Genomic DNA, 12,699 nt, shown 5'->3' with positions numbered 1-12,699 from the left:
CGGGGCCGGTTTTTTCTTTTGGGGGAAACACAGTAATTTTCCGCTATGAGCACCAAAACCCTGAAGATCAAAGTGTCCTCCGCCATCGGTTCTGTTTCTGCCAGATACATGGCGTCATCCAAACCGGTATGTGTTCTTACACTGGCACATGGTGCCGGGGCAAATATGGATCATGTGTTTATGGAAACACTGGCTGCATCACTTGCCGGTGCTGGTATTTCCACCCTCCGTTTCAACTTCCCGTTTACCGAACAGCAGAAGAAGCGGCCTGATACTCCGGCTGTAGCCTATGCTACAATTGCAGCCGCTATTGAAAAGGCACAATCCATAGCACCGGGTATTCCCCTGTTTGCTGCAGGCAAATCATTCGGAGGGAGAATGACCTCCCAATACCTTTCAGAACATCCCGAAAGTCCCGTGAAAGGCGTTGTGTTTTACGGGTTCCCGCTGCATGCTGCCGGTAAGCCTTCTACTGACCGGGCTGCACATTTACAGGCCATCCGCATCCCCATGCTGTTCCTGCAGGGCTCAAAAGATGCCCTGGCCACCTGGGATCTTATCGAAGAAGTTTGCAGTAGATTGCCCACGGCCACGTTGGTGAAGCTGGAAGGGGCTGATCATTCGTTCAAAGCCGGTAAGAAAGATGTGATCTCTCTGCTTACGGCGGAAACGAAGGAATGGATGGGAGGTATCTTATAGCATAACAATATCCTAACGGTTAAAGCGAAAATCCTATCATTCCGGCATTCCCCAATTCCGGAAATTACATATGTCTATTCCACGTTCTGCAGCCGGCGCCCTCCGGTGCTATGAAAGCTTTTATTAAACCTCGATTCCACATGATGAAAACTTTACCCCTTGCAGCATTGCTGCTATGGGCTGCTTCAGCGATGGCAGCCATCATTCCCGTGAACACGCTTCCTGCTTTGCAGTCAGCTATCAACAACGCCTCTCCCGGCGATGTGATTGTTTTGGCCAACGGTGTGTACACGGCTACTTCCAACATTACCATCAACCGGCAGGGCACTGCCGCAAAGCCCATCACCATCACTGCAGAAACTGTGGGCGGTGCGGAGATCACCGGCACCGGAGGCTTTGCCATTGCATCCCCTGCCGCACACATTGTAATCTCGGGCTTCCTGTTTACGCACAGTGCAGGAAAAGCCACCATTGGCAGAGGTACTTCCTTCTGTAAGCTCATCCGCAACGTGTACAAGACGCCCGGTGAAGGTGATAACCTTAATGTACAGGGCGATGATCATGAGCTGGCTTACAACACCTTCCGCGATAAAGCGGCGCTGGGTCAGTTCCTTTCCATCCATGTTTCGGGTGGACCGGGCACATCGGGCAGCCAGGCTGCACGCCGCATCTGGGTGCATCATAACTGGTTTTATAACCAGCGGCCCGGTGGCGGCAATGGATCGGAAACGGTGCAGTTTGGCCTGAGCGGCCTAAGCCTGTCTACCACCAACAGCATCATCGAATACAACCTGTTCGAGAAATGCGACGGGGAGAACGAATCCCTGTCAGTGAAAGTATCGGGCATCACCATCCGGTACAATACTTTTCTGAACAGTCCGGCACAGTTTACACTACGTCATGGCAACTTTGCGAAAGTGTATGGCAACTATTTCCTCAACACACCCGGACTCCGCATTTTCGGTGATGACCATACCATTCACAGCAATCACTTCGAGAACTGCAGCATTGCGCTCAACATCGGTAACGGTTCAGCAGAAGTATCTGAAGGCGGGGCGCTCACTTCGCACGATCGTCCGGATCGTGTGCTGATCGCTTTCAATACCCTCGTGAACAATGCCACCAACATTCGCCAGGCTCCCCGTACAAACGGATTGGGTTCTACCTACATCACCGGGGCGTATAATATCATTACCAACAGTACAGCGCAGGCAGTACAGATTCAGGGGCCCTGCCTCAACCCGGTATGGAAAGGCAATATCATCCATAACCTCACGAACAATGCGGGCGACATGCCTGATACCTCCTACATCGTTGCTGACCCGCTGCTGGCGCGTGATATAACGGGTACTTTCCACCTGCAGCCGGGCAGTCCTGCTATTGGCATGGCAACGGAAGAAATGCCGGGCATAGCAGTGGATATGGATGGCCAGCCACGCAGCATGCCTTTTGATGCGGGGGCGGACCAACTGTCTGCTGCACCGGTTAAGGCTTTGCTGATAGACAGCACCCATGTTGGCACCCATGCCGGTGGCAGCAACCCCGTAGTGGGGATACAGTCTCCCCTGCCCGGTTCCATCCTGCAGGCGGGAATGCCTGTACAGTTCACAGTGGCGGCTATTTCACTCACAGATACCGTTACTTTCGTACGGTACATGGTGGATGGTGTGGAGATTGCGGCAGACAGCAGCCGGCCGTATAGCATTGAATGGCAGGCTTCCTATGGCAGTCACATCCTTTCCGCCTATGCGGTAGATGCCAGCGGGCGTATCAGTGATACGGTTTCAGTACAGGTACGCGCCAACCCCGCCGGGGCATCCGTGGCACTTACAGCACCGCTACAAGGCTCCACGCATGTTAGTCCGGTTTATGTAGACCTTTCCGCCATGGCAGTTGATTCCATTTCTGCAGTGCGTGCAGTGGCCTTTTACAGTAATGGTACATTGGTGGCTGTAGATAGTGCAGCGCCCTATAGTTACCGCTGGATGAGCCCTCCTGCTGGTAACCTGGTGCTTCAGGCACGGTCGGTTAATACCAATGGCGATACGGCTTTTTCAACAGAAGTGCGTACCAGCGTTAGGTATGGCCAGTTCGATGTTACAGATAATGGCGGGGTGATTACCGGCCAGTATCCCAATCCAACCAAACCTACGGAAGACCTGCCCGCCCTCATCGATAACAACCCCGCTACAAAGTATTACCGCAGCGGAAGAACGGCACTCTGGATACAATATGCTTCTGCTACTCCCGCAATACTCGTGCGGTATACACTCACTTCAGGAAACGACCGGCCGGCTCGTGACCCGAAAGACTGGCGGCTGCTGGGATCTAATGATGGCACCACCTGGGATACGCTCGATGTACGCAGCGGGGAAACCTTTGCAACCAGGGGTCTCAATCAATCTTACCCGCTCGATGTACAGATGAAGGCATATACTTATTTCAGGCTGGATATTACAGCCAACAACGGTGAAGCTAATACACAGCTGGCCGAATGGGAGCTGATAGAGAAGAAGCAGCAATCCATCTCATTCGACAGTATCCCTGCACAACGTTATGGAGCGGGAGATGTAGTGCTCAATGCAATATCTTCAACGGGTTTGCCGGTAACATTCAGTGTAACGGATGGTCCCGCAATAGTAACGGGTAATGGCTTGCAGCTGCAGGCGCCTGGTATGGTTACCGTAAAGGCTACGGCTGCCGGAAACGATAATTACTTCACAGCGGATACCGTTCAAACATTTGAAGTGCTGAAAGGCCTGCAGGAGCTGAATTTTACTCCGGTTGGCGATAAAACGTTCGGTGATACGGCATTTGTTTTACAGGCAGCTTCCTCCGTTGGTTTGCCTGTTTCTTACCACCTTGTTTCCGGACCGGTTGCTTTGCAGGATTCCGTTGTAACGATCCTGGGAGCCGGAGAGGTTACTGTACGTGCCATACAGCCCGGAAATGATTTCTATGAAGCGGATTCCGTGGAGCAAACCTTCACGGTGCGGAAGGCGTCACAAACCATCACTTTCCCGGTAATAGAACCGCAACGCCGCCTGAAAACGGTAACGCTGGAGGCCACTGCTTCCACGGGTTTGCCTGTTACTTATGAAGTAGTATCCGGTGTAGCAACCATTACCGGTAATACAGTGAAGCTGCTGGATGAAGGATTGGTTACCATCCGTGCAATACAGGCAGGGAATGAAAACTACGACACGGCTACTGCGGAACAGGTGATCCTGGTGCTGGGTGTAGAACTGGTGCGCGATCCTATAGATATTACCATCTACCCCAACCCTACCCGTGGCCCCATAACCGTGCGGCTGAATAAGAAGCTCGACAGGCCGTATACCTTCCATGTGATAGACAGGATGGGCAACCGGGTCGCATATGCATTCGTTCCGGCAGGTGCGGGTACATCTACCGTAAGCCTCAACCTTTCCCATCTGCGGCACGATCTCTACTTCATCCACGTATCGGATGGATTGAATAAGACCGTTCGGATGATTATGAAACTGTAAGGAATTATAGGTACGATACTAACGTACTTGCAGGTACACCAAACAAAAGGCCGTCTCATGCATTTGAGACGGCCTTTTGCAATATGGATATTTTCTGATCAGGATGCTACCTGCCGTTTTCCTGATACATGTTCTTTCCCCCAAAGAGACATTTCACGGAATACACCGGAAAGACTTTCACCAAACGGCGTCAGTGAATATTCCACCCGGGGTGGTTTCTCTTTGAACTCTTCCCGGAAAATGAGCCCGTCCACTTCCAGTTCCTTCAGTTGTTGTGTAAGTACTTTTCTTGAAATGGCGGGAATGCGGGCGGCTATTTCACCGAAGCGCCTTTTACCGGTGGTAAGGTAATAGAGGATCACAGTTTTCCATCTGCCGCCGATATATTCCAGCGTGGCCGCTACAGGGCCTATAATATCGTCATTGAAGTGTGCCATTTGGTTACTTTTTGATTACCAGTTTTTGCCGGTTACAAAATGGTAACTGATGAAATGAGAATTCATTTGTTGGTTTCTTAATGCTTCAAATGTACTTATTCAACTTAAAAATTAATGTAGGATTTTAGTCACCCGGGCTACCAGAAAGTTCGGCAAAAGGTGTCGTTTTTAACCCCTAACATTGTCGCAATTGCACTGCAGGAAGCCGGATATTGTTGCCGAGATTTGTGACATAATAAACCCTCACGATATGAACAAGTATTCGTTATCCGGCTTTGCAGTGGCCGTAGTGCTGGCGGTGATGAGCTCCTGCCAGTCTGGCCCTAAAGAAGAGCAAAGCACTACCGCCATGCCCAAAGACTCAACAGCAGCACAAACCCTGCAACCGAAAGACACCGGCTTTGCCGCCGTTAACGGTCTCAACCTCTACTATGAAGTATATGGCGAAGGAAAACCCATTGTTCTTCTGCATGGTTCTTTTATGAACATACCGCTGAACTGGGCGCAGATTATACCCCTGCTGGCGAAAGACCGTAAAGTGATAGTGGCAGAAATGCAGGCACACGGCCGTACAAAGGATATTGCACGTGAGTTCAGCTATGAATACATGGCTGATGATGTATCCGGCCTGCTGAAGCATCTGAAGATCGACAGTGCAGATATCCTTGGATACAGCATGGGCGGTGGTGTGGCCTTCCAAATGGCGGTGCGTCATCCTGAACAGGTACGCCGGCTGGTAGTGCTCTCAGGTACCTACACGCACGATGGCTGGTGGCCTGAAGTGGAAGCCATGTATTCCACCATGAACGCAGAAATGTTCAAAGGTTCGCCCATAGAACAGCAATTCCTTGATCAGGGTAATGATTCTACCCAGTTCCCTGCGTATTTGAAAAAGGTATTGAGTATAGACCTGAAGCCATATGACTGGTCGAAGGAAGTGAAAAGTTTAAAGATGCCGGTTTTCATGGCTATTGGTGACGCTGATGGGGTGCGTTACGAACATGCGCTGGAGCTGTTCCGTGCCAAAGGCGGCGGCAAGATGGGTGACATGCACGGCATGCCTCATTCACGGCTGGCCATCCTGCCAGGTACCACTCATATTGGTATGATGCACAAGGCGAATCTCTGGGTGCCAATGGTGACCGATTTCCTCGATGGCGATCTGAATGCGCCTCCTCCTTCTTTCTAACATCTTTTTAGTGATATATCTATAGCCGGGGAAGTGTTTCTCCGGCTATAGTATTTCTATGTATCCGTCGGTACCATTTACCCGGATGCGTTGCCCGTTTTTAATAAGTTTGGTAGCCCCGTTAACGCCTACTACGGCCGGCAGTCCATATTCCCGGGCAATTACAGCGCCATGGGTCATGAGGCCGCCTACCTCGGTAACAAGTCCGCTGATGGAAACAAAGGAGGGCGTCCAGCTGGGATCGGTGAACGTGGTAACCAGGATATCTCCCGATTCCAGATCAGCTTCTTCAATATTTAGAATTACACGTGCGCGGCCTTCAACAGTACCGGCAGATACCGCGAGACCGGGGATGGCACCATCCGGGAGGTGATCCAGGTTATAGGCGCCGGTAATAATCTCCCCATCTGATGTGATAACCCTTGGCGGGGTGAGCTTTTCATAGGTCTTGTATAATTCTTTCTCCCGCTGTATGCTTTCATAATCCACTTCATGCGTACGCACTGCTTCGCGGAGTGCATAGAAAGTGAGATAGTTCATGTCTTCCAGCTCCCTTAACACACCTGCCTGCACAAGGGCGCGTGCCTCTTTCAGCAAGGCCAGTTTGTAGAGGTAATAGCGGTTGATGATGCCGTATTTAGGGTATTCGCGGTAGCCGATGAAACCCCTTACCAGATCGATCATCCGTTTTGTTTCTGCCGCCTTTTCTTCCCCGCCGGGTAATTGCCGTAGTCTTTCCAGTATCTCCTTTTCTTTTTGCAAGGCATCCTGCCTTCCCTGTTCAAATTTGCGGGCACTGGCGCCTGGGGTGAAGTTCCTGATATTATTGAGTAACATCGGAATGAGGATGGCGGGCTTTTCGCTCCAGCGTGTTCTGGTGATATCAATCTCTCCGGCGCAACGCATACCGAATTTATCGAGGAAGGCTACGATAGCCTCACTGGCTTCCTTTCCTCCTTCTATTTGAGGTAATATATCGAGGAAATCATCGTCGCCGGACTGTTGCAGGAGTTCTACTACAGCTGGGAATGGCCGTATCACATCCGCCACATCCATCAGTGCAAGGCCCATTTCGGAGGTGATATTGTTGGGGGCAGACAGTGTAATGGTATCGGCCACATTTTTATCTCCCAGCCATTCCAGCATTTTTTCATTGATCCATGCACTGGCATTCATGCCGGACATGATGGCGCCCATGTTCTGCGGATCGTGCATTTCCTGCTTCATTTGCGTGATGTGTTCAACGATATAATCGAACACACCGGTGCCTGATTTTGTATTGATCTCTTCCCGCAGTGCTGCAATGGATGCTTGTGTGCGGTTGATTAACACGGGTACGATGGCGGGATCGGATGCTGAAAGGGAGAGATAATCGAGTGGTGTGGGTGCGTTCAGACTGGCTTCGTCTTCAGGTTCTAACTGCAGAAAGCTGCGGTGATGGACGATCTCCGTCAGTGCGGTTTTCAGCAAAGGGTCCGACTGGCCCAGTGTATCTATCAGCTTCCTGCGGCCGGCGGCGGTTTGGAGGATGGGCGTTACGTCTACAAAGAGCCGGCCTCCGGCAGCGCGCATATGAGCGCCGGTGCTGAGTTGCCATACTGAAAGGCCCAGCGGTTTCATGGCATCGGTCATCATTTGCTGGTGGCCAACGGAAATGTATACATGGTTGCCGGTGTCGTTTGCTTCCGGGATAGGAAACAGGGTGGTAATGGGGCGGCTCTGAACGATATAGAACTCTCCATCTGCAAGGCACCATTCAATATCCTGGGGTGCTCCGAAATGTGCTTCTATCTGCCGCCCGGTTTGTGCCAGCTGTGTTATCTGTTCCTTTGTAAGCAGAAAGTTAGACGAGTTACTAAAAGGGTTAGCTGCATACCATCCCCTGTTACCTTCTACTGATAACCTGGCTTTACTTTGTATGTTTACCGTTCCATCTGCAAGTACTTCATAGTTTTCAGCGGTCACGATCCCTAAAACGAGCTCCTCGCCGAGGCCGGGTGCGGCGTCAATGGATAATACTTTCCTGTTTGAGGAAACAGGGGCAGCCGTGAACATAACGCCTGCCGCCTGCGGATGTACCATTTGCTGCACCACTACGGCAATGTGTACCAGGTGTTGATCAAAGCCGTTCTGCATACGATATAAAACTGCCCTTTCCGTGAACAGGGAAGCCCAACAAAGGGAGATGTGCTGCAGGATGGCATCTGCACCAGTAATGTTCAGAAAAGAATCCTGCTGCCCGGCAAAGGATGCATTGGGCAGGTCTTCAGCCGTGGCGCTGGAACGCACCGCATAAGCCCCTTCTGCGCCCAGTTCTTCTATGTAAGCAGTTATCTCGGCGGCTATGTCCGCAGGGATGGGAATGCCTTCGATGAGGGAGCGGATGCGGGCACTGATAGTCCGGATGCTTTCCCGGTCTGTAGCCTTGCATTGGGTAAGCGCTTCCAGCAGTGTCTGCAGCTGGTTGTTTTGACCCGTTACTTTCTGATATGCTTCGGTAGTTACACTGAAGCCCTTGGGTACCCGAATACCAGGGATGCGCGACAGCTCACCAAGATTGGCGCCTTTGCCGCCGGTGAGCCAACCCATTGAGCGGTCTGTGTCCTGAAAACCAATGATCCATTTATGCATGTGTTCCTTCATTTCCGGGTTTAAGAATAGTGTGCGGCATCTGCTGTTGATATGGCTGTAAAGCTTACTGTAGCAGGGTTATGGCAGATGTACGCCGTGTGATAATGAAGGCATAAAAGTAGTGATTTCATATGCTAAAAAAACACCTTGTTTTCCGGGCGGGGTTGATGCGGAGACCAGCTTTTTTTCCTAACTTCGTTTCAAGAGAAGCCCGGTTACCGGGCTTTTTCATTTCCCTTCCTCAACGCATAATTCCAAACATTTTGTTCTTCGTATCCAGTACCAGCTTGTATGGCAGGAATAGTTTATTCCCCGTCATCCCTCCTATGCCCATGCGCTTCATGTGCGCTGCCTGCGCGGGATCTGCGTCTTCTATATATGTGACGGTTCTGATGGCGATTTTCAATGAAGCTATTGCTATACTATCGCCGGTAGCCATGCTGTTGGTGGTCAGCCATTTGTTCCATGACCATGATTTGCTTTGCATTACCGGTGTGCCGGGGATGGCCATTTGTTCGCAGGTGGCCCTGTCTGTCAGTAAAGTGTACATGCTGGAACCGGTATCGAAGAACAGCAGCTTATGCTGACCAAGAATGGTGGTGGGTAATAGTACCTTCCTGCCCATGTACACGAATGATTCCATTCTGATATTGCGTGCTATCTTTTGAGGAACCTCCGTTGCAAGTGTGAGCCGCTGCCGGGGATAATCTATAACTGCTATACGTCCGTCTATTAAGTCAGTCCCGATGGTTCCTATGATTACTTTGTTTTTTGCGGTCCAGTCTATACCACTGTTGTCAGATTGCATGAGGGAGATGCTGTGGGCGTTTACCGGGGTGTTCCCTGTTGTAAAAGAGAAGCTCGTATGAGGGCTATCCGGTACTGCCTGCGGGTACTTTTCCCGTATGGCGTTCATTTTGTGAAGGTAGAGTATGGTAGTGGGGGCGCCAAGGTCGAACTGCATGTAGAACTGCTTAGGGCAGCCCTTTAGCTTCACCGGAATGAGCATGGCGGCATGAGGTTCCCATTTGGCATGCACGGTATCCCCCTGCCAGAGAAAGGGTATTTCATGGGTGCCGGGAGGAAATGTAAGCTGACTGGCGGGAAAGGATTGCGCTAATGCAGATATGATGCTGCCGGAAGTAATGGCCAGGATTAAGATCAAAATAGCCTGCCTGATAGTTTGCATAATGGGTGTATTGTTTGCCTGCAAAGCTATCAACGGCAGGTAACCAATAGCACGTCATTTACCCGACATTTGTGCGACATTAACTGGTAATCAATGGGTTATTTACGGCCTTTATTTGTCTGGCAGAAAGTAAAATTTGTACGGCATTCCATCCGAACATGATAAACAGGGGCCACATGTAGTTGAGGAGAAACGGTTGGGGGAAGATGGACCGGCTGATAAAATTGAACAGCATGGTCAGTAACATCAACCCTGAAAGTGCTATAGACCAGTAGATCTGCCGCCTGATAACCTGCCGGGCAAAAGCCTTCGCTTCCTGACGCTGAATACCCGATCTTTTCAGTAACCAGGCAGGTATGAGAAAATGAACAAGCGGTATTACGAGGTAACTGAAACAGGAAAGGCATATCATCTGCAGGGCATGTACTTCTTCCCCGGCATAGACCTTTTCCGATGCAGGGGGAGCCGGGATAGCCGTCCATTCTTCGAAAGGAACATCCAGTGCGGTGGCGATGGCCTTCAGGGTGAAAGCCCTCGGAACGTTTTCCCCTCCCTCTATCCGCTGAATGGTGCGCACGCTGATATTGGTCATCTCTGCCAGCTGCTCCTGTGTGAGGCCTTTTTCTTTTCTGGCTATGGTGATTTTTTGGTGTAGGTCCATCCGGTAGTGCTTTAGGGGAAAGTACTTACTGCAAGGTAGGAAAACAGACCCAGACCTAAAAAATCCCCCGTTAATAATCATATCGATTACTAACGGGGGATGATCAGGATTTGCTACTATCTCATTTCCACCACTGATAATAATTATGCTTCCCGTCGTATTCAAAGCCGCAGCGGGGATACAGCGTATTGCCGATATCGTTGGTTTTTTCTGTTTCCAGCATCAGTCCGCAGGCGCCGGTTTCATCGCACCATTGCTTGCTGCGGTTAATGAGATGAACGGACAGTCCAATGCCGCGGTAATCCGGATGTACGAAAAGGTCACTGAGCAGCCATTGCTTTTCCAGTTTAATGTAGTGATAGAGTTCGTACAGTTGTACGAAACCTACGGGCTGCCCATCTACATAAGCCAGGAAGATGTGTGATTCTTCATTTTGCAGGCGCTCCTGCAGGAAGCGCCTGCACCGTTCGTAGTCTGCCGGCTGGCGGTAGAATACCCGGTACATGTCAAAAAGCAAACTGGCATCTTTTAAATGTTCCAGCGTGGCTTTTACGAGGGTTGCTTTTCCTCCTTTAACATTCACTACCTGTGAACTGGTTTCCATTGTGGGTGTTGACATATGTTGCGTGTTTTTAAAACTGCCACAAATGTCTCCAATACCCAATTCGTTTTACTGGTCCAAAATGAATAAAAGTTGGTAGTCCAGATACTTAGAAACCTATCCCCGGCTGCAGGTAAAAGTTGCGGCCCTGCCGGGCAATGTTGCCCCAGTCGAGGTGCTCACAGTAATAAGCGTCGAAGATGTTCTCTACTCCCGCGTTCAGCTGCCAGCGGAAGCCTTTTGCCTGTCCGTTGTATCCCATGCGGAAGTGGCAGAAGTAAAATGCCCCGGTCTGCAAAGCACCCCTGCTACGAAGCTTTTATTGGAATAGTAGGCGGAGAAAATGACGAGCCTATGGGTGTAAACAATAAAATTGATTTTCGTCGTCCGTCGTGATGATGGATTTACGTGCAAACGGCCGGATAATTGATCCGGCCGTTTGGTTTATTGCTTCCTTAATACTGATATACGCAATATGTAAGGCCAGGTTAAATTAGGTAGACTAAACAAATTACCTCTTTCTGATACATTATTGCTGCTATCCTGATATTATGTTCGCTTTTTTGCGTTGGTAGTGCGTCAGAGTGTACTAAACATTAGGTACCCTTTTTGTGAAACCCTGTGCAGTAAAGGGTTAGAGGTGCTTTTGAAAACCTTATACCTACATTACCCCTACATTAACCCTTAAGTAACCCTGAAGTAAACGTGAAGTAACTACGGAGTAGCCCTGAAGCAGCCCTGAAGTAGTGGTGCCTCTGCGCCGGAGTAACCCGGGAGTTGTGTACAGGCAGGTTTACAATTGTTTACCAGTCGTTCATCCCCTTCCCTTCCAGGATTTTGGGGATGAACTTATCGATCCTGGCTTCCCGGGTTTTCGGTTGTTTGGCAGCGGTAAAGTGGAGCAGGTATCCCCGCTGGCGGCCGGGAGTAAGTGCATTCCAGGCCTTTTTAAGGGCGGCGTTGGATTTCATCTTATTCTCCAGCTCTTCCGGGACGGGCGGTGGCGCCTGCTGGCGGAAATCCACCTTCAGCCCTGCTTCCTCTACCTCTATCGCTTCGAAGATGTATGCTTTGAGGATGGGTTCCAGCTCGGCGATGCGCTTTGTACTGGTAAACTTAATTACCCTGCCGGATTGCGTGTTTTCGCCCGGTGCTTCCAGCAGATGGTGCTCGTCTTTCAAAAGCGCTCCTTTGAAGAAACTGAGTACGCAATAGTCTTTCAGTCCGCCGATGATGGCGATGTTAGTGCCGTTATAGGCGTAACAGGGCGAGTGCCACTTGAGTTCTTCCGCCAGCTGGCAGTCGAGGACTATTTTGCGGATGGCAAGCAGTTCATCCTTCCACTTGTCGAGTTTCGCGAAATATGCATCTACGGCAGGGTTCATAAAGATTTAATTATGCTGCTACAGTAACAGGTTTGCGGTTTGCCGGACGGAAGAAATAAGAAAGTGCGATGAGCAGGAGGAGGAATACCGGCGGAAGAGTGTCTGCTATCGGGTCGCTTTTTATGAGGTGTGAAATAGTGGCGCCAGACATGGTGAAGAAGAAACCTGCATATGCCCATTCTTTCAACACCGGATATTTTGGGATGAGTACTACCACCACACCCAGCAATTTCCAGACACCGATCAGGGTCATGAAATAAGCGGGATAACCGAGGTGGTTCATCATATCCACTTCTTCTTTCACCTGCATGATCTGTACGATACCGGTGGATGCCATGCCGAGGCACATCCAGATGGTGGCAACCCAATAAATGATTTTGTTTCTTTTAGACATAACG

Annotated in this window: 11 protein-coding genes; 3 read left to right on the top strand and 8 right to left on the bottom strand. The window is 50.3% G+C overall.

Annotation, left to right across the window (positions count from 1 at the left end):
• Positions 1 to 45: 45 nt before the first annotated feature.
• Both DEV76_RS22605 and DEV76_RS22600 read left to right on the top strand, forming a co-directional pair.
• Entirely contained in the window at positions 46 to 699 is a 654-nt protein-coding gene (locus DEV76_RS22605) for an alpha/beta hydrolase family protein (RefSeq protein ID WP_109700222.1), read from the top strand.
• A 140-nt stretch (positions 700 to 839) separates the two neighbouring features.
• Entirely contained in the window at positions 840 to 4,208 is a 3,369-nt protein-coding gene (locus DEV76_RS22600; RefSeq protein WP_109700221.1) for a chondroitinase-B domain-containing protein, read from the top strand.
• 98 nt (positions 4,209 to 4,306) lie between these two features.
• Here DEV76_RS22600 and DEV76_RS22595 read toward each other — a convergent pair whose 3' ends face one another.
• Complete coding sequence (locus tag DEV76_RS22595; protein ID WP_109700220.1) at positions 4,307 to 4,645, bottom strand: winged helix-turn-helix transcriptional regulator; 339 nt, start codon at positions 4,643 to 4,645, stop codon at positions 4,307 to 4,309.
• Positions 4,646 to 4,895: 250 nt separating this feature from the next.
• Here DEV76_RS22595 and DEV76_RS22590 point away from each other — a divergent pair, with 250 nt between their 5' ends.
• Positions 4,896 to 5,834, top strand: a complete 939-nt coding sequence (locus tag DEV76_RS22590) for an alpha/beta fold hydrolase (protein WP_109700219.1) — start codon at positions 4,896 to 4,898, stop codon at positions 5,832 to 5,834.
• Between the two features lie 45 nt (positions 5,835 to 5,879).
• On the opposite strand, the gene rph is transcribed toward DEV76_RS22590, so the two are convergent.
• From rph to DEV76_RS22555, 7 genes are all read right to left on the bottom strand, one after another.
• Positions 5,880 to 8,477 (bottom strand): rifamycin-inactivating phosphotransferase, encoded by a 2,598-nt coding sequence (gene rph, locus DEV76_RS22585; protein WP_232827024.1) that lies wholly within the window; start codon positions 8,475 to 8,477, stop codon positions 5,880 to 5,882.
• Between the two features lie 229 nt (positions 8,478 to 8,706).
• On the bottom strand, positions 8,707 to 9,654 hold the full coding sequence (locus tag DEV76_RS22580; protein WP_109700218.1) for a hypothetical protein: 948 nt from the start codon (positions 9,652 to 9,654) through the stop codon (positions 8,707 to 8,709).
• Between the two features lie 79 nt (positions 9,655 to 9,733).
• Complete coding sequence (locus DEV76_RS22575; RefSeq protein WP_109700217.1) at positions 9,734 to 10,315, bottom strand: helix-turn-helix domain-containing protein; 582 nt, start codon at positions 10,313 to 10,315, stop codon at positions 9,734 to 9,736.
• Between the two features lie 121 nt (positions 10,316 to 10,436).
• Positions 10,437 to 10,934 (bottom strand): GNAT family N-acetyltransferase, encoded by a 498-nt coding sequence (locus DEV76_RS22570; protein ID WP_109700216.1) that lies wholly within the window; start codon positions 10,932 to 10,934, stop codon positions 10,437 to 10,439.
• A gap of 91 nt (positions 10,935 to 11,025) precedes the next feature.
• On the bottom strand, positions 11,026 to 11,178 hold the full coding sequence (locus DEV76_RS22565; protein ID WP_109700215.1) for a hypothetical protein: 153 nt from the start codon (positions 11,176 to 11,178) through the stop codon (positions 11,026 to 11,028).
• A gap of 541 nt (positions 11,179 to 11,719) precedes the next feature.
• Positions 11,720 to 12,301 carry a YdeI/OmpD-associated family protein gene (locus DEV76_RS22560; RefSeq protein ID WP_109700214.1) on the bottom strand — a complete coding sequence of 194 codons (582 nt, stop codon included), beginning with the start codon at positions 12,299 to 12,301 and terminating at the stop codon, positions 11,720 to 11,722.
• Positions 12,302 to 12,311: 10 nt separating this feature from the next.
• The gene (locus DEV76_RS22555; protein WP_109700213.1) at positions 12,312 to 12,695 is read right to left on the bottom strand and encodes a DoxX family protein; all 384 of its coding nucleotides are present in this window, start codon (positions 12,693 to 12,695) and stop codon (positions 12,312 to 12,314) included.
• Positions 12,696 to 12,699: the final 4 nt, after the last annotated feature.

The sequence above is a fragment of the Chitinophaga deserti genome (assembly GCF_003149455.1).
GTDB lineage: Bacteria > Bacteroidota > Bacteroidia > Chitinophagales > Chitinophagaceae > Chitinophaga > Chitinophaga deserti.
Note: the sequence above shows the minus strand (reverse complement) of the source record. Positions and strands in the feature narration are given on the sequence as shown.